General features: G+C 51.0%; 22 protein-coding genes. 14 read left to right on the top strand and 8 right to left on the bottom strand.

Going from position 1 to position 23,794, the window contains the following annotated elements; all coding sequences use genetic code 11:
- Positions 1-623: 623 nt before the first annotated feature.
- Positions 624-2,399, top strand: a complete 1,776-nt coding sequence (locus BUA24_RS08370; RefSeq protein ID WP_072791272.1) for a PucR family transcriptional regulator — start codon at positions 624-626, stop codon at positions 2,397-2,399.
- A gap of 15 nt (positions 2,400-2,414) precedes the next feature.
- Here BUA24_RS08370 and BUA24_RS08365 read toward each other — a convergent pair whose 3' ends face one another.
- The 6 genes from BUA24_RS08365 to BUA24_RS08340 form a co-directional block, all read right to left on the bottom strand.
- Positions 2,415-3,146: an FAD:protein FMN transferase gene (locus tag BUA24_RS08365; RefSeq protein ID WP_072791270.1), complete on the bottom strand. Its 732-nt coding sequence runs from the start codon at positions 3,144-3,146 to the stop codon at positions 2,415-2,417.
- Positions 3,147-3,165: 19 nt separating this feature from the next.
- Positions 3,166-3,639 (bottom strand): FMN-binding protein, encoded by a 474-nt coding sequence (locus BUA24_RS08360; protein WP_178138764.1) that lies wholly within the window; start codon positions 3,637-3,639, stop codon positions 3,166-3,168.
- 12 nt (positions 3,640-3,651) lie between these two features.
- Positions 3,652-5,040, bottom strand: coding sequence for a ferredoxin reductase family protein (locus tag BUA24_RS08355; RefSeq protein WP_072791266.1), 1,389 nt, complete (start codon positions 5,038-5,040; stop codon positions 3,652-3,654).
- Positions 5,041-5,179: 139 nt separating this feature from the next.
- On the bottom strand, positions 5,180-5,854 hold the full coding sequence (locus BUA24_RS08350) for an anti-sigma factor family protein (protein ID WP_072791264.1): 675 nt from the start codon (positions 5,852-5,854) through the stop codon (positions 5,180-5,182).
- Complete coding sequence (locus tag BUA24_RS08345; RefSeq protein ID WP_143146471.1) at positions 5,841-6,380, bottom strand: RNA polymerase sigma factor; 540 nt, start codon at positions 6,378-6,380, stop codon at positions 5,841-5,843. Before BUA24_RS08345 ends, BUA24_RS08350 begins: the two co-directional genes overlap by 14 nt.
- 239 nt (positions 6,381-6,619) lie before the next feature.
- Entirely contained in the window at positions 6,620-7,813 is a 1,194-nt protein-coding gene (locus BUA24_RS08340) for an NHL repeat-containing protein (RefSeq protein ID WP_072791260.1), read from the bottom strand.
- A gap of 238 nt (positions 7,814-8,051) precedes the next feature.
- Between BUA24_RS08340 and BUA24_RS08335 the strand changes: the two genes are divergently transcribed.
- From BUA24_RS08335 to BUA24_RS08285, 12 genes are all read left to right on the top strand, one after another.
- On the top strand, positions 8,052-9,308 hold the full coding sequence (locus BUA24_RS08335; RefSeq protein WP_245790383.1) for an aminotransferase family protein: 1,257 nt from the start codon (positions 8,052-8,054) through the stop codon (positions 9,306-9,308).
- 88 nt (positions 9,309-9,396) lie between these two features.
- Positions 9,397-9,552 carry an electron carrier mycofactocin gene (locus tag BUA24_RS12530; protein WP_178138763.1) on the top strand — a complete coding sequence of 52 codons (156 nt, stop codon included), beginning with the start codon at positions 9,397-9,399 and terminating at the stop codon, positions 9,550-9,552.
- On the top strand, positions 9,553-9,852 hold the full coding sequence (gene mftB, locus BUA24_RS08330) for a mycofactocin biosynthesis chaperone MftB (protein ID WP_072791256.1): 300 nt from the start codon (positions 9,553-9,555) through the stop codon (positions 9,850-9,852).
- Complete coding sequence (gene mftC / locus BUA24_RS08325; RefSeq protein WP_072791254.1) at positions 9,842-10,963, top strand: mycofactocin radical SAM maturase; 1,122 nt, start codon at positions 9,842-9,844, stop codon at positions 10,961-10,963. The genes mftB and mftC overlap by 11 nt, the downstream gene beginning before the upstream one ends.
- A 2-nt stretch (positions 10,964-10,965) precedes the next feature.
- On the top strand, positions 10,966-12,942 hold the full coding sequence (locus BUA24_RS08320) for an oxidoreductase (RefSeq protein ID WP_072791252.1): 1,977 nt from the start codon (positions 10,966-10,968) through the stop codon (positions 12,940-12,942).
- A complete protein-coding gene (locus tag BUA24_RS08315) occupies positions 12,939-14,999 on the top strand; it encodes an oxidoreductase (protein ID WP_072791249.1) in 2,061 nt (686 codons plus the stop codon). Before BUA24_RS08320 ends, BUA24_RS08315 begins: the two co-directional genes overlap by 4 nt.
- Positions 14,986-15,984, top strand: coding sequence for an electron transfer flavoprotein subunit alpha/FixB family protein (locus BUA24_RS08310; protein WP_072791247.1), 999 nt, complete (start codon positions 14,986-14,988; stop codon positions 15,982-15,984). Before BUA24_RS08315 ends, BUA24_RS08310 begins: the two co-directional genes overlap by 14 nt.
- Positions 15,974-17,296 carry an FAD-dependent oxidoreductase gene (locus BUA24_RS08305; RefSeq protein WP_072791244.1) on the top strand — a complete coding sequence of 441 codons (1,323 nt, stop codon included), beginning with the start codon at positions 15,974-15,976 and terminating at the stop codon, positions 17,294-17,296. Before BUA24_RS08310 ends, BUA24_RS08305 begins: the two co-directional genes overlap by 11 nt.
- A complete protein-coding gene (locus tag BUA24_RS08300) occupies positions 17,293-17,646 on the top strand; it encodes a ferredoxin family protein (protein WP_218587447.1) in 354 nt (117 codons plus the stop codon). Before BUA24_RS08305 ends, BUA24_RS08300 begins: the two co-directional genes overlap by 4 nt.
- Positions 17,639-18,511, top strand: coding sequence for an adenine nucleotide alpha hydrolase family protein (locus tag BUA24_RS08295; RefSeq protein ID WP_072791242.1), 873 nt, complete (start codon positions 17,639-17,641; stop codon positions 18,509-18,511). Before BUA24_RS08300 ends, BUA24_RS08295 begins: the two co-directional genes overlap by 8 nt.
- The gene (gene mftE / locus BUA24_RS08290; RefSeq protein ID WP_218587446.1) at positions 18,508-19,260 is read left to right on the top strand and encodes a mycofactocin biosynthesis peptidyl-dipeptidase MftE; all 753 of its coding nucleotides are present in this window, start codon (positions 18,508-18,510) and stop codon (positions 19,258-19,260) included. The genes BUA24_RS08295 and mftE overlap by 4 nt, the downstream gene beginning before the upstream one ends.
- Positions 19,261-20,079 carry a mycofactocin-coupled SDR family oxidoreductase gene (locus tag BUA24_RS08285; RefSeq protein WP_072791239.1) on the top strand — a complete coding sequence of 273 codons (819 nt, stop codon included), beginning with the start codon at positions 19,261-19,263 and terminating at the stop codon, positions 20,077-20,079.
- Between the two features lie 244 nt (positions 20,080-20,323).
- Here BUA24_RS08285 and BUA24_RS08280 read toward each other — a convergent pair whose 3' ends face one another.
- Both BUA24_RS08280 and BUA24_RS08275 read right to left on the bottom strand, forming a co-directional pair.
- Positions 20,324-21,553: an amidase gene (locus BUA24_RS08280; RefSeq protein ID WP_072791236.1), complete on the bottom strand. Its 1,230-nt coding sequence runs from the start codon at positions 21,551-21,553 to the stop codon at positions 20,324-20,326.
- A gap of 12 nt (positions 21,554-21,565) precedes the next feature.
- Positions 21,566-22,633, bottom strand: coding sequence for an alpha/beta hydrolase family protein (locus BUA24_RS08275; RefSeq protein WP_072791234.1), 1,068 nt, complete (start codon positions 22,631-22,633; stop codon positions 21,566-21,568).
- Positions 22,634-22,784: 151 nt separating this feature from the next.
- Between BUA24_RS08275 and BUA24_RS08270 the strand changes: the two genes are divergently transcribed.
- On the top strand, positions 22,785-23,495 hold the full coding sequence (locus BUA24_RS08270) for a class I SAM-dependent methyltransferase (protein WP_072791231.1): 711 nt from the start codon (positions 22,785-22,787) through the stop codon (positions 23,493-23,495).
- Positions 23,496-23,794 lie beyond the last annotated feature (299 nt).

The following is a 23,794-nucleotide window of genomic DNA, read 5'->3' as shown; positions in this document are numbered from 1 at the left end:
CGCCGCCAGCGTTCGTCCTGAGCCAGGATCAAACTCTCCATCGAAGATCTTACTCAGATAGATCTCTCTATCTGAAAAGACTTAGATGCATCGTCTGTGCCTCATTGGTCTATGGCTATTAGCTGACCAAGAGGTGATGCTGGCACAGTCTTCGAACATGAAATTGTTTGTTGTCCGTGTTCTGTGCTTTAGTTGACTTATATAGAACCCAAAGTGCACTTAGACGTCTTTGGTGTAGATGGAACACATCTAGATAGTGGACTTAGATGCAAAATTAGATGCAGATCTAAGTTACCTAGATCTAAGTTACCTAGATCTAAGTTACCTAGATGTATTGACAAGACACCGAGTTGTCTAAGTACGGGTCCCGCACTTACATGTCTGTCCCTATTCCGTTTTCAAGGAGCTACTTGGTACATTGCTAAGAGGTACCACCCAACTAAATGGGAGTTATAAAACTAGTTGGGGGGTGTGGGTTAAGCGGCCGTTTTTGACGAAAATTCTGGGATAGTTTTTGTGCACAGCCTTCGCCTGCTAGAGTGAGCTTGCACAAAGCACAAAGGAAAATATGTTTGTTAGCACAACAGACCCCGGAGATTCAAAGCCACAGGTTATAGAGCACGATGCAACAAGATGACACTCCATCTAAGATCACACTTGGTGATGTGCTTAGTCAAACGTACCTTGGACTTAGGCTAGTCGTAGGCACTAATGAAGATCTGAAGCGACCTGTAAGTGGCGCTCACGCTATAGAGGTCGCCAATCCGTCGAGATGGATATCGAGCAATTGGATCGCCCTTACAACGGGACTTCGCCTTAGGTCTCGTCCGCAGGCTCAAAGGGACCTAATCCTTGAGCTAAAGGAGATCGGAATAACTGCATTGGGCTTCGGCCTAGGCGTGAACTTCTCGGCGATACCAAAGGCTCTTTTGGAAGAAGCTGCTGCACAGTCATTTCCAGTCTTCAGCGTTCCTTACACCACTGGCTTTGCCGAGGTGATCGCCTTCGTCAATCAATCTTTGGCTAGTCCCCACCTCAATACCTTGCTTAGGTTCGTATCAATGCAGGACTATCTGCTCTCATCGCTGTCCGAACCGTCACCGCTCGACGCTATCTGCAACCGTATGTCTCAACTGCTGGGAGTCGAGGTTCTGATACTGGGATCCAACTATCAGGTGTTGGCCTCTGACTTTAGACACCAAGAGGAGGGGCGACATAAGACAATAAGTAACGCTGTCAGAGAGCAACTCGGGCAAGAGATGCCGCACCTTCAAGACACAGACGCCATCCATCGACAGGACCGCAACAACGCTAGAGGCAGATCCTATAGAGCAAAGGCGTCAAACTCTTCAGACAAAGAGTCATCAACCGAACGAGGAACATACGAGCCGTCAGCAGCAGACTACGTGTCAGCCGTTGTAGACTTTCGCGCTGAGGCTATAACCGGAACGGCCATCTCAGTTGGAACTCGTCAAGGCATATTGGGATGGTTGGTGACCACTGACACGGACCAAGCGACTACCTCTGCGCACCTCAGGCTACCTCTACTTCGTTCCACTGCCCACCTGGTCGCTGCGACTCTGCAGCAAAAAGCAGATCTCGCTAACGCTCTCGACGCCAAGAGACGAACCGTAATGCGTGAGATCGTCATGGGCAATGCCTCACAACATACCTACCTTTCAAAAGACCAACCAAGCGACCCAACGATGAGACGGCAAGTTCTAGAAGGACTCTTCTCCTTGGGTCTTGAACCTAGCAACGGCGGATGCGTATTGTACTTAGAGTTCTCCAACCCTTCCACATCCCATTCAGTTACACCTAGCACACTTACTGCTGCCACAGGTGAGTTGTCTTCCTATCTATCTTGTCCATATCTGATCGATATCTTTCATAGTGGAATCGCAATATATGTACAGGTTGAGCGAACCGAGGTTGAAGAGCTGGTCAGATCGTTTGACGCGTTAGGAAACTATCGAATAGGTGTATCTAGCTACGGGACAGGGCTACGAAACCTTCCCGCAATGCTAAGGGAGGCTATCTACTGTACCTCGCGGCTTGACGACTCTGGCCAGGCTCGCCATCGATCAAACTTTAGCCATCGTGTCAGGTTCTTCGATGACCTATCCCTGGCTGACTTCATAGAGTCCTATGTGCCAGCCAACGAGATACGTAGTAAACGGCGCCAATGGATCACTCCCATACTAGACCAACCGGCTCTACTCAGCACACTAAAGGCCCTGCTTCGACACAACCTAGACATCAACCTTGCATCCAAAGACCTAGGGATACACCCCAACTCCCTAAGATACCGTGTTCAAAAAGCCGAGACCGACCTTGGCATCTCATTGAAAGATCTAAACGATACCGTCGATCTCTACCTCGCCCTCCGGGACCTTTAGGTCGGCAGGCGAGCGCTACGGGCCAGGCTTTAGGTCAAGACCGGATGTTTTATAGAGCTTTTCATCACGATCTATAAAGAAACCTTCGTACCCTGGATACCTTTCTAGAAGAAATAAAACATCATCTCCCCCAACACAAAGCGCTGTGGCGAACGCATCACACAGCCAGAGCTCCGCTCCCACAACGGTGGCAGACAGCGCAACTACATCACCCCCAAAGGGATTGTAGAGATGGTTACCTCGTTGATATACTCCTGAAGTAGCCACGGCGGACTCCACTTCCACCACCCCGCAGATGGCGTCGCTTCTGTTAGGATGCTGGACGCCTACCATCTGTCGCCACCCGGGGAGAAGCGCTATATCACCTCCCCCGTTTATACCGCCAGCTTCTACCCCGGCTGAGGCTAGCAACGACAGCGCCTTCTCGATCGCCCAACCCTTTACAAGCCCTGTCGGATCGTAACCAGACTCCGAAGTCCAACAGTCGAAGTACCCCCCAGTTACCTCAAGTGCCCTGTAGCACAGAAGCATCACCTCGTCGAACAGCTCCGAAGGTTCTTCCACCTCATCGCGCCGGAATCTAGAGACCTCTGAATCCTCTATCCACGGACTAAAGCGCTGTTCGAGACGTCCCAAAAGATCAGCACACCGCTCCACTAGATCCTCGAAGTGCGATGTGGATTTACCCTTGGAGTCGAGAAAAAAATTGAATACCGTACCCATGGCTAAGACATTACGAATAAACATCTAGGAATGTATCGCTTGTCTAGGGGAAGTGCAACTGATTCAGTGCGTCCTGCAGTGACATAGCGTAAGCCTCGGAGGTGTAGGTTGCTCCGGTGATGAGCAGGATATGAGTACCGTTTGCCTTGAGAACCTCCGATCGCAACGTAGGAACGACCTGCTGTTCAAGCTGTTGTGAGTATGCATCTAAGGTACTAACAGAACTCACTGCGACGTCTACTATCTTATTGTTGGCGACGGTAACCCTCACTGCGATCTGTCCGTAGCCGTAGTTGACCGCCTTCCCAACCGCCGAGCCGCTCACAGGAGTGACCGAGGCTACCGAAGAACCTGTTCTTTTCTTGGCAGGGTTAGCTTTAGAAGACGAAGCAGCACTTTTGGCTTGCTTGGTAGATCTACTTGACGTTGTTACTGCTGCTGAGTTCGGACCGTGCAACAGCGTCACACCAAAAAACCCTCCGACAGCTGCAACGATCACTGTAAATACCCTCTTCAAAGAAACCTCCAGCTAAAGCGAGTACGCTTCCTCATGCAACGACTTGAAAGGAACGCCGGCGCGTAATAAAGCCAGCTGCAGTGCATCCACGAAGCTATCAGATCCACTGATGAAAACTTCCCTATCGGCAAGATCATCGACTAAGCGTACGAGATCTTCCATCTTGACCTCTCCCCGAGATCCAACAACTGTATGTAAGTAACCCTTTTTGTACTTGACCAGTTCTTCGAGTTCTTCGAGAAGGACGAGATCATCAGAGGTCGAAGCTCTGTAGACAACTACAGGAGCAGATTTTGCTGGCAGATCCTCAACAAGAGCCCGAGCAGCAGTGACTCCTACTCCTCCAGCAAACAAAGCAATCTTTTTTCCTTCCGTAGTTGCGTATGTTGTAAAGGCTCCATAGGGCCCTTCAAAAAAGACCTTAGTACCTGGCTTTAGATCCCGCAGTCCCTGAGAGAAGTCACCGACTGCCTTAACAGTAATACGCAGATATGGTGGGCTTGGTCTGGCAGACACAGTAAATGGGTGTGCCTGCCACCATCTGCCTTTAGTCAGGAACCTCCACTCCATAAACTGCCCGCCCAAGAACCTCAACTTATCGAGCTCCTTCCCCTCCATCACAATGGACACGACGTCACCCGATAGCGGCACCACCTCAGCGACCTTGAGACCATGTTTCATTGATCTGTAGAGGGGGATGGCAAACCTGTAGACGACGATTAGGCCGGCAGCTACCAACCACGACAACGTCCACGATATCTGGGCGAAACGATGCCCAACAAAAGAAGGACCAAGGACTACTTCGTGGGCAAAGGCTAGTATCAGCGCAACGTACATAAGCAGGTGCACAAGCCACCAATACTCCCTGGGAATACTGTTCCTAATGGGTTTGATTGAGATAAGGCCGATTAACACCATTATGGCAAGTGCTACAGTAGCGGTAACAAGGTGCGGAAAGACGTTGAACATCCTACCTATGTAGGAAAGAACTCCTGAGCGCGCAGCCTCAGCGTACCCCACCGTAAGAAACACTGCATGGGAAACGAGTAACAGTATCGGCCAAGGGGCAAGTGACCTATGCCAGCGAATAACGCCGACTTGCCCCAGCATCCTCTCTAGAGGTGGAACTCTACTAGCTAGAACAACCATAACAAGGGCTAGGTAAGTCCCGAGCAAGCCAGTCACCGATCCCACAAATATCGCTGCGCCGCCCCTACCCTTGAGTTCAGTAAGAGTGCCATCGACCAAGGGAAGTCCGAGAAATACACCAAAGCCGACCCCAATAAGGATCAAGACCAAGTTGAAGCCAACGACCGACGGCTTTTTACTGCGAAGAGACGCCCTTTTAGACCTGCCGCTACTTCGTCTGTTCGAAGCGGCGGAGAACGCAGTAATACTCAACGACACTCCCAGCCCACTAAATTCTCAAGTTCAACGATAGTGTCACCATAACGTGACTTTCTGGGTAGAACCTTGAAAGATGATACAGATAGAGTTAGCTCACTTGGCAAGACCTTATCTATCGGCCCCTAGGTATTGCTTAGAGGTCTTTTACGGGGTACCACCAAAGTGCTCGACTACTCCTAGTCGTTATCCCTACCGCCTTAATTTCGGCGTAGCTAAGTGGTGTCGAGGTGACAAACACCCCGCTTCTTTGATCGGCATTCAAGGGCCACCAACATAGTGTTGTCTTTGAACCACTGGCTAGTTTCACCCAAGCCCCAATCTCGGGAACCTTCGGAAGTTTGTGTAATGTGAACGTCATCTCGGTTCCCCAGCTCATGTGCTGCAGCGTCAATGTCGAATACCCGACGTTTTTCGTGTCCCTCAAGAGAACCACGCTTTTTGAGTTGGGATGTGAATATAGAGATCCACCTATGAATCCAACCACCACAGCAGCTACTGCGACTATAGCTGTAACAAGCCTAGATAGTCCAGACCTATATATGGGTGAGGCTTTGTAAAGATTGGGAAGAGGTTCTATCGCTGCATCTGTCCTGGTCAATCCTAGTCGTGGTGAAACCTCACTAATCGTCCCCGATAACGAGCTATCTTCTATAAAGGCAACCGCCTCACACAGCTCTTGAAGATCTTCCACACATATATCGCAACCTTCAATGTGTCGCTGCATAAGAGATGCTTCTTCAACATCGAGTTCCCCGAGTATGTAAGGTGCAAGCTCAAAACTAAATTCACACGGCTTATGCACGCTCATCTATTGACTCCTTAGTGACAAGGTGCTGCCGGAGCTCCTTTAGGGCATAGAACAGTCTTGACTTTACTGTACCACTAGGCACCTTTAAGATATCCGCAGCCTCTTTTGTACTGAAACCTTGAATCACACAACACTCAAGTACATCTCGGTGTTCTTTGCTCAGCACTTTAAGCATCTCCTGGAGAATCTCCGAATCCTCATAGCTTGACCTCTCCTCACTGCTAGTTTCCGATGCTAAAAGTCGGAGCTTCGACTCTTTAGCTACCACCCTTGCACTTTTCCTGTAATGATCTGTGATCAGATTCCTAGCGACGGTGAATAACCAAGCGCGTGGGTTATCGTGCTTCAGAAGTACCAAACGTGAGTTCCACGCCCGCACGAACGTCTCTTGCGCTATCTCTTCAGAGAGGTGCAGGTTACCTGTACGCTTGAGCACAAAGCTCTGCACACTGGCTCGATGACATCTTTCCAACTCGTTGAAAGAGATCACATCGTCGTTCACATCTACAACCATACGCGAGAGCATTACCACGCGCTCCCTCTTCGCCGAGATAGTTTCCTCAATCTTCCATACATAACCGTATCCTTACTAAATCTTCATGATCTAAAGAGTTAGCCGAAGGGCTCACCTAGGTCCACTTGACAGAGATCAACACCCAAACAAATAGATAAAGGGTGCTTGCCCGCCTCACCCGCTAGCTCGGGAGCCCCTGCGGGTGACGACGGGCAAGTCAACTAGGTGACGCTGTACTGATCACCAAGGAGCTATTTCATGAGGACATGGAGAGTCGACTCGTCTGCGTTGTCGTAGTAGATGATCGGTAGGCCACCGAAGGTCTTGTTAGAGATCGCAACGCCAAAGAGGGCTCCGGGCGCCTCCATTGGAGCAAGATCTCTCACTCCGACCAGCTGACCAGACTGGGTGAGCTCCACAATCGCGTTAGCCGTCCCCATCCCTGCATTTCCATTTACAACGTAGAGGTGTCCTGTGCGGGGATCGATGGCGATGTCCTGGGGAGTACTGAGAGGTCCACCCTGGTACACAAGCTGTGGCGTTACCGGTCCCATCACCGTCGCAGCATTTTTGATGGCATAGACTGCGTTGGTTTGAGACTCAGTGAAAAACAGCGTCCCCGTTCGCTCGTCGTATGCCAGTCCCTTTGGTCCTGTCAGTGCCATTGCGTTGGCTGGAAGACCAACAACGAGAGGCGTAAAGGTCGAGTTAGTGTTCACATTAGGTCCCTTGGGATCCGTTCTCCAGATCTCACCGGCTCCTGCCGCAGAGTAGGTTCCAGCGATATTTGTCCAGTAAAATGAGGTCGTCTTGGTATGGTAGTCGATACCTACGGCTCCACCCCAAACACCTGCAAATGGATTGGAAAAGCCCATTAGCGAAGGGTTACCCGCAACAGATGCGTTTGTCTCGGCATCTAGGAGCTTGCCGGAAGAGTTTATGATCAGGTAACTGCTGTTTGATCCATCAGCTGCACTTCCGAAAGTCGCCACCCATACGATGTCGTTGGAGGGATTTATTGCTATATCCACAGGCCCAGTGAGGTCTGCGTTTCCAAGCGTCGCCGCCGAGACGAACTGAGTCACGCTACCGGTCATCGGATTGATTTCAACGATGGAAGTTCCAGCTCCAGAGGTATTGGCGGCGTTGTTGAACTCCGCTACTAGCAGGTCTCCCTTGACGAGGTTTCCGCTGCTAAATGGGACAATCGCCATCCCATAGGGGTTGGTGTCCCCATTTACAGGGTTATTTGTGTTAGCTACGACCTTATCGTGCAAAGTACCAAGCTGACCAGATGGATACATAACCTGCGCAGAGGCGCTAGAGAGAGGAAGGGCCGCACCAGCAAGAGCTGTTACACCAAGCGTACCAGCCGCTAACATCCATCTCTTGGCCTTCGGGCGTATACGCTTTCGGGCTACAACTTTTCCCACTGACTCTGACATTTACCTATCTCCTTTTTACGTAGTTGTAGGTATGACAACTACCGCTTAAACCAACTGAAGGTTTCGATGGTTCAACACGTATAGATAATCACAGATGATTCTCAGCTTTAAAAGGTCTCCACAGTTCCGACCTCAAAAGCATCCTCAGGGACTGAGCAACGTTGCATTGGTCGCATGCCCGACACCTTTTCTGTTAGGATTCATAAGGACTTAGACTCTAAATTGAAAGGTCATCAAAGTGACTAGTGCGTTTTGGCATCCCTTCTCCGACATGGCCAAGGTGGGACCCAACCCCTTCATAATCGAAAAAAGTGACGACGTCTACCTCTGGGACAAAGACGGCAAGAGGTACCTCGATGCAACGGCCAGTCTTTGGTACATGAATGTAGGACATGGTCGCAGTGAGATCGTAGAGGCGATCTACGATCAGGCTAGGAAACTTCCCGTGTACTCGACCTTTGGAGACTTCTCCAATGAGCCCGCAGAGACGCTGGCACATATGCTTTCAGAACGATCACCCGAACCTGGTTCGAAGATATTTTTCGTTGGTGGTGGTGGTGAGGCTGTAGAAACAGCAGCAAAGCTGGCTCGGAGATACTTCTCCGCCATCGGCAAGCCAGAAAAGACTTACATAATTCACCGTCATCACTCCTACCACGGTACCAACGGACTGGGCACCTCTCTCGCAGGCATCCCGGCGAACACAGCTGGGTTCGGACCCATGGTGCGCGAGACCGAAGAGATTCCAACCCATGATGCAGAAGCCCTGGAAGCTGCAGTCGTACGGCTAGGAGCAGATAACGTCGCAGGGTTCATCGTGGAACCAGTGATCGGGGCCGGGGGCGTCTATCCCCCAATGCCTGGGTACATGGAAGCTGTCGCACAGATATGTAAGCGTCACGACATATTGCTAATAGTTGACGCTGTAATCTGTGGCTTTGGAAGAATTGGAACCTTCTTCTCGCCCGAGAGGTTTGGAATAAAGCCTGACCTCATTACCTTCGCCAAGGGTGTGACAAGCGGCTATCTACCACTAGGTGGCGTCGTTGTCTCACCAAAGGTGGCAGCTCCATTCTGGGAAAACCCAGGCACAGTATTTCGTCACGGACCGACATACGCAGGGCATCCCACATGCTGCGCCGCCGGAGTTGCAAACATAAAGATTTTGGAGAGGGAGGGGCTGATTGAAAGAGGCGCACAGCTCGAAGGTGATCTCTTAGCATCTCTAAAAAGCGCTGAACCTTTTTCGATCGTATCTGAGATACGTGGAGGAGTCGGGCTATTAGGAGCTGTAGAGTTGTCGTCGGAGTACCTCGAGAAGCATCCTCAGGGTGTAGGACTTCTACAAAATGAGATGCGCTCTCGTGGCGTATTCGTTAGGACACTTTCAACGGCTGTGGCATTTTCTCCTCCTTTGACTATCGAGCGTGAACACCTAGACGAGATCTCTTCGGCACTCGCAGACTCGCTAAGTGCGCTGGAAAGTAAAGCATAACGCCTTATCAAAGGCAGTCAGGAGTGCAAAGCTACCGTTTGATGGTCAATGCTATGTATTTGTTGAGCAAGTGATCTATGGTTTTACTATGAACAGAAAGAGAAGGTTGGATTCACCGACAACTAGCGCTCAAGAAGCAGCCCCAAACACTAAAGACCAACACAAAGATGACCGTACTGGTGATCCTTTGTTGGAGGTAGAGATCGTAGACATCTCCATCGACGGTATGTGCGGGGTCTACTAGTTGACGGTCTCAAAGTGTGCGGCTGGAGAGATTCGTTACAGGAGGCCCGACTCTCTCTCCGCCCGTCTAGAAAGCTTTGGTGCCCTTGCTTACGACCACCAGAGCAGGAGACTTCTAACTATTGCACCCAGGCCAGTAGGGGAGATCGTCGCAGGTCTTAGCGACGCTAAAACCGTAGCTCAAATCTCCGAGGAGCTGGATGCAAAGGGTTATCGTCTCAGCGCTGAATCTATAGAGGCTGCTCTAAAGAGACTGGTAGCAACTGGTATCTGTATCGAGGTCAGCCAAAGTGACACATGAGCACACTGCCTTTAGTAGGGGTCTTTCCTCGCCAATCTGTCTAACTTGGGAGTTGACTTACGCTTGCAATCTTGCTTGTTCCCACTGCCTAAGCTCTTCAGGCAGGAAGGATCCCCGTGAACTCAGCACCGAAGAGGCCAAGGGGTTGATCGACCAGTTCAAAGAGATGGATATCTTCTACATCAACATAGGCGGAGGAGAACCTACTGTCCGTTCGGACTTCAAGGAGGTCGTAAGCTACGCCCTAGATAAAGGTATCGGAGTCAAGTTCTCAACGAACGGAACACGCATAGACCAGGAGATGGCGAGGTGGATCGCCTCTGAAGCATACCTAGACGTGCAGGTATCTTTGGACGGTCCGAGAGAGGAGCAAAACGACTCGATACGAGGCGACGGTAGCTTCAAATCGGCCATCAAGGCCCTAGAGTCACTACAAAGACATGGCGCAACCTCTTACAAGATATCTTCTGTCGTCACAAAGGTATCAATCGGCCATCTAGATGAGCTCTATGAGCTCTCAAACGCCTTAGGTGCACAGTTGCGGCTCACGCGACTTCGCCCCTCAGGACGAGCCTCTCTGATCTGGTCGCAGCTTAACTTAGATGGAGAGGATCAAAGGTACCTGTACCGATGGTTGAGAGAACATCCAGAGGTACTAACAGGAGACTCGTTCTTCCACCTAAATCCGCTCGGAGATGCTTTGGAGGGTCTTAACATCTGCGGCGCAGGGAGGGTGGTTTGCCTGATTGATCCCGTAGGTGACGTGTACGCCTGTCCATTTGTAATACACGAAAGCTTCCTCGCTGGAAACGTTCGAGAGCTCTCATTCAAAGAGATCTGGCAGACTGCGCCGACCTTTGAGACCCTTAGGCAAAGTAGAGAACCAAGGACGTGCTCGACGTGCTCTGCTCTAAATAGTTGTCATGGTGGATGCATGGCAGCTAAGTTCTTCGGGGGTTTAGGATTCGACGACCCCGATCCTAACTGCGTCTTTGATAAGGCAACCTCTATGGCAGAGGTCAAGGCTTTCCCGATGCCTGACCTTAGTAGGTCAAGACCCATCTACATCCGCCCCAGGATAATGACCAAAGCAGTCAGCTCCCAAATCTAACCATGCCAAAGAGAACGTATAAACTACTTTCGGCTGTTACGCTCGGGGAGTTGACCGCAAAAAACCGAGTGGTCCTCGGGCCACACCGCACTAACCTTGCACACGGGCGAAGGTTGACCGACGATCTATTTGACTACTACAAGAGCTACATCGATCGCAATGTAGGTGTGTTAGTCACCGAAAGCGCATCAGTAGAAGATCATGACTGGCCTTATGAGTACGCTCCTCTCGCTGAAAGCTTCGCTAAAGGGTGGAGTCGACTCACAAAGTATGCCAAGGAGAGCGGCTGTCTTGTAGTAGCAAGCCTAAGTCACTCAGGAAACGAAGGCTCCTCGGTGTATTCCCAGAGGGTCATGGTCGGAGCCTCGGAGGTGCCCGACGTAGAGAGCAACGAGCTTCCCCAGACGCTGTCAGAGAGTCAGATCGAGTCTATAGTTTCACATTTCTGTACCGCCAGCACCTATGCGTTCGACGCAGGTGTAGAGGCGGTGGAGATCAATGCCTCCTACAGGTCACTCCTCAGACAGTTCCTAAGTCCGATAAACAACCTGCGGGACGATCGCTTCGGCACAGATCGTGCGCTCTTTCTCAAATTAGTACTTGAAGGGATCAAAAAGATAAGCCCCAAAGCCACAGTAGGTGTCAGGCTCAGCTTGGATGAACTTACTCCATGGGGAGGCATCGACGAAGAGTTAGGCCTAGCCTACATAGAACAGATCGAGCCTTACACAGACTATGTGGTGGTAACTCGAGGTGGGATGTTCACTCGCCATCTTTATAGAGCTAACTTTCGATACGGCCATCCAACCCGTAGAGAACTACTCAGAGAGGTTAAAAAGCGAGTCCATGATCGGATTCGTGTAGTGGCACAGGGATCTTTCTTTGACATCGCTGATGCAGAGGAGGTCGTTACAGCCGGGGAGAGCGACCTGGTTGAGATGACACGCGCTCTCATAGCAGACGAAGAACTCGTCTCTCAACTGACCCAAGAGCCAACAAACACCCAACCCATTCGCCCTTGTCTTGGCTGCAACCAGCGGTGCAACCCCATTGACTCACAGAACATCAGAGTTGACTGTCTGATCAATCCAAAACACATCTCGGTAGATACACTCTCGTACCTTGAACCAAGACTATACCCTAATCTAGTAGGCGTTCCTATATCAAAGGTGGTACACATAGTCGGCGCCGGTATCGCCGGCATGGAGTGTGCGATGCTTTTAGGACGGAGGGGTTACAAGGTTCACCTATACGACAAGAGATCTATTCTTGGAGGACTCATAGCTCTCTACGGAGATCACGCCATTGGCCCTAGATACCGTCTTCTTCTACAGTTCTACGAACACAACCTAAGGGCTACTCAAAATATCACTATCCATCTAAATAAAGAGATCAAAGCGAATGAGGACCTGCATGAGCTAAAGAGCAACGATCTTGTCGTCTTTGCAAACGGCGCAGACCCCGCACCTATAACCGAGCCCATACCCGCTAAACGCTTTCTCACTAGTGAGCAAATCTACGAAGACGTATCTAGCTACGAGGGAAAGGTCGTGGTAGTTATAGACCCAAGGGGAAACGTGGAGTCGACTACCTCGACAGAGAAGATCGCACTGCATGCAGCAAAGACCTACCTGGTCACTCCCGATCCCCTCTACGCCTCACGAACGGCACCGACCGGTGACATGATAGATGCCAACCGAAGAGCGAGGCTCGCAGGGGTTGAGCTACGTACCTTTTCAACCATTAGCCTCTCAGAGTCACCTGAAGAGTTGGTCATAAAACGGCTCTTTTCAAGAGTTAAAGAGCGAATTCGGGCCGACTACGTACACAAGATCGGTGCACGCCAAGCAAAACACAACGATGACTTCGACCACCTTTGTATCGCAACGATAGGAGATGCAAGGGTTGCACGCAGCATCTTCGAAGCGATCTCAGACGCGCGCAAGTTGGATCTCTATCTCACAGAGAGGCATCGATGAGCATCAAGTATCCCATGCTTGGCACAGAGATCGATCTAGGCCACCTTCGTCTGAAAAATCGCCTGGTCTTCTCAGCTCACCTCACTAACTTTGCCAAAGCAGGACTCCCCTCAAGACAGCACCTCGCCTACTACCAAGCTCGTGCACGGGGCGGATGTGGGCTAATCATCACGGAAGAACTGTCCGTGCACCCCTCAGACTGGCCGTATGAGAAGCTCATACACGCCTACAACATGGAGGCTGAGCGCGGCTTCAAGGAGATAACAAGGGCGGTCCACAGTTATGGGGCAAAGATTTTTGCACAGATCAACCATAACGGGTCCCAAGGCACTTCAGCTTACTCCCAGTACAGCCTCCTTGCACCCTCTGAGATCCCTGATCCCCTTTTTCGCGAAAATCCTATCGCCGTCTCAGAGAAAGAGATAGACGAGATCGTCGACTCCTACGCAGAGGTCGCCACTCTCGCTCAACGTAGCGGTTTTGACGGCGTGGAGCTACAATGCTCACACTCCTCGATAGTGCGTCAGTTTCTTAGCCCCATAACTAATCACAGAGATGACCACTTTGGCGGGGACATAACTGGGCGGTCTAAGCTGCTCTTCGAGATCGTTCAAAGGATTCGAGATAACATAGAAGAACCCTTTGTTATAGGCGTGCGACTCTGTGGTGACGAGATGCTGGAAAACGGCATCGAGATCCAAGACACTCTCAGCCTTGTGAGATTACTAGATAGCTCCTCTTTAGTCAACTACATAAACACCTCTATCGGGGTAGCAACAGCATCTTTATACGCAATAGAGGCATCCATGGCGATACGCCCTGGATACAACCTGTATATACCCTCCCAGATCCGACAGGAAACCACCTTGCCCGTCATAGCATCAGGCAGGATCAAAGATCCCGCTCAGGCAGAACAAATCTTGCGAGAGGGACAGGCCGACCTTATCGGTGCAGTAAGAGCACAGATAGCGGATCCTTACTTTGCAGCGAAGTCTCTGTTCGATCAAGAACGAAGAGTCCGAACATGTCTGTCGTGCAATCAGGAGTGCGTAGGACGCATGGGTCTAAATCGCTGGCTGGGTTGTATCGAAAATCCTGAAACCGGAAAGGAGTTCTTAAACGAACCTAAAGTTGCACCCTTATATGAGAGGCAGGCTGGGGTATACTCGCCGATGCCACCAAAGGCGATACCAAAGCCCACTCGAAAGAGCAAAAATAAGGCCGTTATAGTCGGAGGAGGTCCTGCTGGTCTATGTGCTGCTCTAACCATGTCTAACGAGAACTACGCGGTACGGGTATATGAAGAGAGAAACTCTCTTGGTGGACTCGTTAGTTTGGCGGCACGAGCACCCTTTCGAGCCGAGCTGGCCGAGCTTGTACGAAACCTGGAGTACGAGCTCTCCTCCTCGAATGTTCTATGCGAGACCAATACATCCCTTAGCGCAAGGGCAATCACCGAGATGAAGCCAGACGTCGTGATCTTAGCAACCGGGTCTTCTCCAAAGTTACCGTACTACCTAAAGACGTTCCAGGCAAACCCACCCAAAGGAGAGTTAGGAACAGCCGACGTCGTCCACGTGCTTGAAGGAACAGCCACTCCCACAGGTAGAGTCTTGGTCTTCGATGAGTTGGGCTTTCACCAGGGCACCTCGGTATCTGAGATGCTAGCACAGAGAGGATGTGAGGTAACTGTTGCGACACCGCATATGTATGTGGGTCAGGATCTAGGGGTAACTTTAGACCTCGAGACATGGAATCTAAGAGTAAGCGAGTTGCCTCTAACCCAGCTACCACACCATATCATTACCCAAGTTCAGGGCACCGACATATACATGTTGGATCACATTACAGGTGCAGAAAAAGTAGAGAGCTTCGATTGGTTGGTTTTGGCAAACCATCGGACAACCCGTAACGAGCTGTGCTTTCAACTTGCAGCAGAGGGGGTTCCGAGGCGAAATATCGCTCTCGTCGGAGACGTTGTCGCTCCGAGACGAATTCACCAAGCCGTCATCGAGGGGTATCGAGTACTACAGGATATCATCGATGCCTCTGCGTAGACTACTAATACTGTTTTACCTAGATCCAACGTTCGACCCGAACGCCTCTATCCTCCGCTTATTAGACGATACGGACTCGGAAGCCTACCTCTGCATAGTGAGCAACCAACATTTAAATGCAAGCGTGTCAGGATCTGATACAGCTATCAAATCCAATCGCTCAGAAGGTTACTGGATATTTGTCGAAGATCACATGCCGATTGACGAACTCACCTCGCAAGTGGTCGAGATAGTCCTAAGTCAAGGTATTCAAGTCATTGCCCTTGACGGTGATTCGGTCTCTATGGCTCTCGCAAGCAGAGTCATTCGCAAACTAAAGGACTGGACTGTCCTTACTCAGGTTACCGAGATAGTCCGAGACAAGGTCTACTGTGTACGCTCATCCAGTAAGGTCTCAGAGGTATACGACGTAACTGATAAACAGATCCAGATCTGGCAGAGAGCCTATCGCGCAAGCAATAGCGAGATCCCTGCGTTAGATTACAAATTAATAGACCTTACAAACACCGAGGAAGAAGAAGGCGGATTCGCCATCTTCCTCACGACAAAGGACTTAGATGCCAAAGTCACGGCCCAAAGTACCAGCCTTGAAGTCAGCCAGAGGGTCATGGTGGTGGGGGCAGGGGTTTCAGACCTAGAGGGAGTAAAGCTGGCAGAGCAGGTTTGTGAACAGTTGGGGATGACCTTGGGGGCAACACGTGTAGTCACAGACAAAGGCTGGGTGGATCACCAGCGGCAGATTGGAACAACGGGAGTGTCGATCGCTCCAGAGATATACGTATCCTTTGGAGTAAGTGGCGCAATCCAGCACTTAGGAGGTGTTCAGATGCCCGAAAGATCGATAGCTGTAAATACAGACCCAAGCGCACCGATCTTCCAAACCTGCACCTATCCCATACGCTCTAGCGCCAAGGAGACGCTTCTGGCAATCACAGCTCTTTTGAAACAACAATGTGCGGATCGGTCAAATCTAGATGGTACGTAGTAACACGAATTTATATTACGACGTTGCGGTGGTTGGAGCAGGTCCTGCTGGTTCAGCTGCAGCGATCGCCGCAGCCAAGGAAGGGGTATCGGTAGCCCTTATTGAACGAGGGATATACCCAGGCGCCAAGAACGTTTATGGCGGCGTCATGTATCTCAAGGTCTTAGATCGCCTAGTGCCGTCATGGAGGGACGAAGTTCCTTATGAGCGCTGGGTCACCAAACGACATACGATGATCCTGGAGGAGAGATCCTCGGTAACCTTCAGCTTTCATGACGAGACGTGGGGGGAGCCTCCTTACAACGGAGCAACCGTTCTTCGGTCGCGCTTTGATCCTTGGCTTAGCTTAAAGGCACAGCAAGAAGGAGCAGAACTTCTAACCGCAACCACTATCAGCGACATCCAAATAGAGGAGTTCGGCCCCGAGGCAAAGATATCCTTGGGAGTGGCGGACTCCTCCAGCCGCATCGTATGCAGGTCACTTGTTCTTGCCGAAGGAGCTCTTGGGCTCTTGTCTGAGTCCATAGGTTTGGGACACAAAAGATCAGACAAACACATGACCCTTGGTGTAAAAGAGGTGCTCTATCTGGGGGAAGATACCATCAATGAACGCTTCGGCGTTAGATACGACCATGGAGTAGACATCGAGATACTCGGTGGGACCAAGCCACTTGTTGGCGGCGGATTCCTCTACACCAACAAAGACACCGTCTCTATCGGTGCCATCGTAACTCTAGAGTCCCTAAAAGCCATGAAAGTCCGCCCAGAGGAGGCACTTGAGGCAATCAAGCATCACCCAAGCATCGCTCCATACGTAGCCGATGGCAAAAGAGCAGAGTATCTCGCACACCTCATCCCAGAGGGAGGATGGAAAGAGCGCGGAGAGTTGTCTAGATCTGGCGTCTTCTTAGCAGGAGAGGTGGCCTCCTCTACTCTGGCAGCGGGTCTTTGGCTGGAGGGCATAAACTACGCTATTGAGATGGGATCTATCGCTGGTGGACATAGCGCGAGATACGTAAAGTCCTGCGGCAAAGAAGAGATCTATTCTCCCTACAGCAACAAGGTATCGGAGAGCTTCGTTGGCAAAAATTTAAGACGTCTCCGGTTTGCTCCGGAGGTGGTACTTTCTAAGGAGGTCCAGGAGGTTCTACCAAAGGTGGTAAACGAACTGGCACACGAACTCTTTACCGTGACCGACCCAGAGGAAAAAACAGGAGTTGCAAAGGTTATGCGAGACGCCATTAGAGATAAGGGTCTCGAAGCAAATCCTTTGATTCGCACCCTAGTTAAAGCGATATGGAGCTTCAGGTGAGATCTAAAGCACTACCACAGGTAGGAAGCCATGAGCCCCAAGGAGCGAACCGGCGAGACCGATCCCTAATCCATGAGAGCATCGATGAAAGGATCGCAAACAACACCTTCTTCGTTGATTCAAAGGCTCACATAGTACTAGATGGCTCCATCTGCAAAGACTGCTCCGATAAGGTATGCGTAACCGCCTGCCCGGCACAGCTCTTCGTAGAACTCTACGACGGAACGGTAGGGTTCAACTATGAACACTGTCTTGAGTGCGGAACGTGCCTGATCCTTTGCAGTCACGACGGAGCTCTTAAGTGGAACTATCCGCGAAGCGGACAAGGTGTCAACTTTAGTTATGGATAAGGATCTAGAGCACAACGTCTTGGTGTGCATCTCCAACACGCCGTCGTACCAATCCGACGCCATGGGTCCCCCGCCGAAGGTTCGCGTAGGATTTGCCCCGGGGGAGATTGGCGCCATCGACGCCGCCTTAGATCTAAAGAAGGAACATAAGGAGTACGTGCGGATCTCGGCGCTTTGCATTGGAGACGAATCAGAGCGGAACAATCTGGAGTTTCTCTTAGCACTGGGCTTTGACGAGGCCACAGTAGTTCTAAGGGAGCAACCAGACGCAATAGGGGTTGTAGAGTCCATAGCTTCCCTAGCAGCGTCAAAGAGGCCATCAGCCATCTTCTTGGGTGAGTATGGGTACGAAGAAAGTCAGCTAGTGCCGTTACTTCTCGCATCTACCCTGGACAAATTTGACTCGGTCTTTGGCATAGACGCCGTAGCCTTCGATCAAAAACAGCTGCTCACAGCACATGGGACTATAGGAACTAAAGAATTCACTACGTCATCTTCCTCTCAGCTGATCTGCTCATTTAGATCCAACAAATTCCTAACTCATCGCGTTACCTTACAAGGTGCACGTGAGGTCGCTCAAGGTCTGAAGTCGGTTCATATTCAAACACCCATGAGGGTAAGCGAGGCTAGCGGTAAACTTAGAGCCACTACCCCACCTCGAAGATCACGCCAGCCATATAGGCCGCCAGCTAGAGGTGTAATACCACCCCCAAGCCCTGACCTTTACTCTAAAATAGCAAAGATGCAAGGTATCGAGAGCTCGGGTATGAGTGCGCATAGAGCCTCTAAGACCGTGACCTTGGACCCTAGTGACGCTGCGAGGGAGATAGTTGAACTTCTAAGAGCTTGGGGTGTAGAGATATGAACCCAGTTACGCGCCGACTGACAGAGATGACCACCACGGAGGTCTCGGTCGACGCCGGATCGAAGATACTTGTAATACCACTAGGATCCACGGAACAGCACGGTCCCCATCTTCCCTTGGACACCGATACGCGTATAACCGAGGCCCTCGTGCACACCTTGTCTCTCGCCTACCCAGACAGAGTGGTTTTGGCACCAACAATCAACTATGGCTCATCTGGAGAACACAGTCACTTTGACGGTACCCTCTCCCTCTCCAACGAGGCTCTAGCTGAGGTAATTCGATCTATAGTACTGTCCGCATCCAGCTTTCGGTCAACGCTCCTCGTTACTGCTCACGGCGGCAACGCCCCGATCGCTCAACGTGTCGTAAATGACCTAAGGACACTAGGTGTACGAACTGGAGTTTGGTTTCCAACCCGGGCGACGATCGTAGAGAGAACGCAAAAGCTCATGGTTGGCGGATCCCAGGCTGCGGGCGCCCTCGATCCGGACCTACACGCAGGACGAACTGAGACATCTATCATGTTAGCGCTTGATGCATCGCGAGTCCGAGTTGATCGGGCCCAAGCCGGTCCAATGCCCATAGATGAACTCCGAGTCCGGTCCCTCTACGAACAAGGTGTGCACGCTGTGTCAAAGAACGGCGTCATGGGAGATCCATCAGGAGCCTCGAAGGAGGAAGGGGCGCTGCTGCTTGGGATAATGAGTGAAGCGTTGATCGATTTCTTCGCTAGAAAGTACCTTTAGATGGGCGCTGGAGTGACACCACCTAGGTCAGCGATTGTTACCGGTGCAGCACGGGGAGTCGGACTCGCCGTCGTTAGACGCCTCCTAGAGGCTTCCTACAGCGTCCTAGCACTCGATGGATTTACAGACATAGACCTCCCTTATGAGTGCTCAACCCCGTCGGATCTGCTTGCTCTGCAAGGCAGCTTTGGTTCCTCGAGTCTAAGTATCTCCTCCGTCGACGTAAGAGACGCTCACACTCTCATCGATACGGTCACCAGTTTCTGTAACCACACATCGATCGACACTCCTGGTGCCCAGCTTGCCGTAGTTGTAGGGTGCGCTGGAGTAATCGACGGATCTGACAGGTCCTGGGAACTAAATCTCGACACAGAACGAATGATCATCGAAACCAACCTCCTTGGCATAATGAACCTGGCAAGAGCCACGATCCCCGCACTTATAACATCCGCCTCTCCAACAAAACGGTTTATAGCGATATCATCGGCAGCAGGTCATAAACCACTGCCCCAGCTCGCCGCTTACGTTGCATCCAAGCATGGGGTTGAGGGGTTTGTGAAGTCACTCGCCCTTGAGCTAACAGGAACGTCCGTTACTGCGAACGCTGTGGCTCCAGGATCTACTAGAACTAAGATCCTTGAACACTCCGCCAGGATCTATGGGCTTAGCTCTGTTGAGGAGTTTTCACCTCAGCACCTAACCGAACGACTCCTGGAACCTGCCGAGATCGCCGATGCAGTGATGTTTCTCGCATCCGAAGGAGCAGCTTCCATCACTGGTACGGTAGTAGCGGTCGACGGTGGTCTGTCCATTACTTGAGATACCATTACTTGAGATAAGAGAACCTTCGGTCCCCCCTTTGCAACGCAGCCTCGAACTGCGAGAGGCCATCGCAAGACTGCTCGTTAGGTGAAAACAGTTGTCTTAGAGAGACTAAACGACTCGACGTAACTCCCCTTACACCACCTGTAATCTCGATATCCCTCAGCCAACCGATATCTAGCTTTACTTTTTCAAATACTGTAACCTATGTACCTCATCTGAGGGCTGATCGGTCTTTGGATTACATAGCCTTTGTTGCAAACAGTTCTTCGAACATCATGGCTGTAGCCAAAAGCCGCTCTTCAGAGTTCCTGGGGCCGACTATCTGAAAGGAAACAGGGATCTCACCGGTCAGCTCCGAGCAACCTTGACCCTTATCGCCGGATTTCAAGAAGTTACCGTAGGGTCCGGTAAGCTCCGTAGCAAACTCCAACGGAACCGGAATGGATAATACGGGTAGCCCAAGAACATTGAACGGCAAGGTGTTAGTGTTGAGGGCCGCAGAGTACGCTTCTTTTCGCCTTGGAATCGAAACAGGAATCGTCGCAAGCACCATCACAGCATCCAACCTCTCCAATAAAGACGAGTAGAGTTCCTGTAGCTCTCTTTGAACTTCGAGAGCCTCCTCGTACTGGCGCCTTGAGATAGAAGCCTGAGACTCAAGGCGCTTTCTAACCCATGGATCCATCCTGTGAGCCTCATCTAAGACAGCCCTGTTGTTTTGATACGCCTCATACCCCATCAAAACTGCTCCAAACTCATTCAGTATTGTGTGATGAACGAAGCTGTAGCTTTCGCAAACTGCAAAACGCTGGGACTCTAAAGTCTTATCCACGACGCCTTCTATTCGCTTCGACGAAGAGGTCGATACCTTCAAAATCTTAGAGAATGGCGAAACGCCTTCGAGGCTAGATGCCGCCACACCCTCCATCAAAGAGAGTCCTTTATGTAGATCTGAGACCGACCTCGCTAGGGGACCCAAGGTATCTAGTGACCCCGCAAGCGGCCAAACACCTTCCATGTCTACACGTCCCAGAGTTGTCTTCAATCCATAGATACCGCAACAGGTTGCGGGAATGCGTATCGAACCCCCTGTATCACTACCAAGACCAATTACCACGTCCCCGCAGGCAACCGCCGCAGCCGAACCTGACGAAGAACCTCCGGGTATCATATCTTGGAACCTTGGGTTTGTTGGAGTCCCAAAGAAGGGATTGACTCCCTGAGCAGCAAAGGCCAGCTCGGTCGTAATCGATCTTCCAACGATAACAGCTTCAGATCTTCGCAAGTTCGACACTACAGTCGAGTCTTTTGTGGCCCGCAAACCTCGGCTCTGAACTACCCTAGATCCCGCACAGGTTACCTCTCCTTCGATGTCATAGAGATCCTTCACAGCTACTGTGACTTCGCCCTCTCGGTAACTGTTCCCTCTGTCAACATCTCGAGTCACCCACCACTTAGAGATCGCCATATTCGTAGACTCCTACCCTGCTGAGATGAGCTGGGCTACTCCGCCTTGATCACCGGCAGACGTCATTGCGGAGAGAGCTTGGGTATCACCTTTTAGATAGGCGTTCAAAAAGTCCACGCTTACTCCCGCAACAGCCTCCTCGTACGCATTGTAGGCCGTATATGGCTCAAGGTGGGTTGCATCTAGCAGATTTAGATAGTACTTAGGCGTCGGCGCCGCTGAATAGATAGTTTGGGAGTCCTGGGGCAAATTTATGGTATCGGCGCTTCCCTGGGTCACAAGCATCGGAACCGCAGGGGTCGTGAAGTAGGAGTTGGCGAACCCAGGGTACTCCGCTCCAGAGAGTATAAGGGCTGCCTTCACGGAGTTGTCCACGCAACAGTTGTTATAAACGAGAGCCAATGTTGCATCGGCCCCGTCGCTTTGTCCGGCCGCCGCCACCTCAGACATGTCTACGTGATGGTAAAGAAAGGATCCAGCTGAATTATCTAGTTGCCCAACGTATGAGATAGCAGCCCCCATATCACCTGGCTCATTTGCAAGATCATCCTCATACTCGTCGGCCAATGCAGTGTCGTTCAAATTCACTCCGTAGTGTTGAAGTCCAGCTGAGGAGGTAAGCGGGAAGATGGGAGCCGCAACGATATATCCAGCATTTACCCAGGCACTGATAAGTGGATAGTACTGAGACGGCATCGTGTCAAAACCGATACCAAATACAACCAGAGGATATCCACTTTGGGAGTAGGGTTTTAGGAAAGGAGCCCCAGAGACAGGAACTGACGAACTAGCAGCAGAGGGGTAATAAATTTGCAAAGTATAGGTCCTCTCGCTACAGCCATATCCCGGAGGACACATCAGACGACCTGGTTCTGTAACGGACGTGTTGATATAGCCCGAGCCAGTGATAGCAACCTGTGGCGGCTGAGTCGTTGTAGTGGTAGAGGCAACCGTCGTTGTCCTTACTGTGGCTGTGGGTGCAGTCGGGTGGCCTTGGTTCGAACCTTTAAACAAAAAAAACGAACCCCCAATGAGCACCGCTAGAAGCAGAGCCACCGCTACGAGATTTGCTTTCTTCAAAGACGATCCTTATGGTGATGAGCGGATTTAATAATCTTGCCACAAACAAACATACGTAGGAATCCTAACCCCAGAACCCTAACTTTTCGGTTGACTAAGAGCGGGAAGTGAAGATTACCTTCATAACTTCAAAGCGTCTAGGCTACTTCTGATGCAAAAAGACCTCAACTCACTAGGAACAAAGATTCAGGAGATCGTCTGGACCAAAAGAGCACAGAGTTGGGAAGATACCCCCAACCCTGGTCTCGATAAGGTAGTAGACAAGGTGGTACAGATCTCTAACCTAGAGAGTTTTGCACAGGTTATAGACCTTGGATGCGGTTCGGGTCAGCTGGCTATTCCTCTCGCCAAGAGTGCCGAGAAGGTTTTAGCAGTTGACATAGCACCCACCATGCTCCAGATCCTAGAGAAAAAAGCCGCTGCGGCTGGCATCAGCAACATTGAGACAAAGTGCTGTTCACTCGAGGCACTAAACTTGCCCGCCGGATCACTGGATTTAGCCATAAGCAACTACGTACTTCATCATCTTTCAGACCAGCAGAAACAAGAGGTCATTCGGAAAACGTTCAACTGGCTCCGTCCCGGAGGAAGGATCGTCGTGGGCGACATGATGTTTGGCAGGGGAGTTACCAGCGAAGATCGAAAGATCATATATTCAAAGATCCAAACACTGGCGAAGCTCGGTCCTGGTGGTTGGTGGCGGATACTAAAGAACATCGTCCGCTTCACCCTGAGAGTTCAGGAAAAACCGGTGTCAGTAGAGACGTGGAGGAGGTACCTTGAAGACGTCGGCTTCACATCTATCGCCTTTGAAAACGTCGTGGGTGAGGGATACGTACTAAGCGCAAGAAAGCCCAGTTAAAACGAAACCTTGAACGTGAAGAAAAGATCCTTCACCACCTCTAGCAAGTGCCTATAATCGAGCCTTACACTTATCCAAGGAAATCGGTCGGATGCGTTGCACCTGAGTGGAAGTTTTTATAAACCAGGCTCAAGTGTGAGTTGCTAGACACAAGATCAGTCCAAGAAGTATCGAATACCGTTGCATCTAAGTGAGCAGCAGTGCGCATCACTCAGCTGCACCCCTCGCAGGGTTCCTCTGCCTGCCGGGAGCAGGTTTTGGTTCTCGCCTCATCGGCCGCGGCCTCGACGAAGTCGAGG

It is taken from the genome of Ferrithrix thermotolerans DSM 19514 (genome assembly GCF_900128965.1).
Classification (GTDB): Bacteria; Actinomycetota; Acidimicrobiia; order Acidimicrobiales; family Acidimicrobiaceae; genus Ferrithrix; species Ferrithrix thermotolerans.
This window is presented reverse-complemented; position numbering and strand designations above follow the sequence as displayed.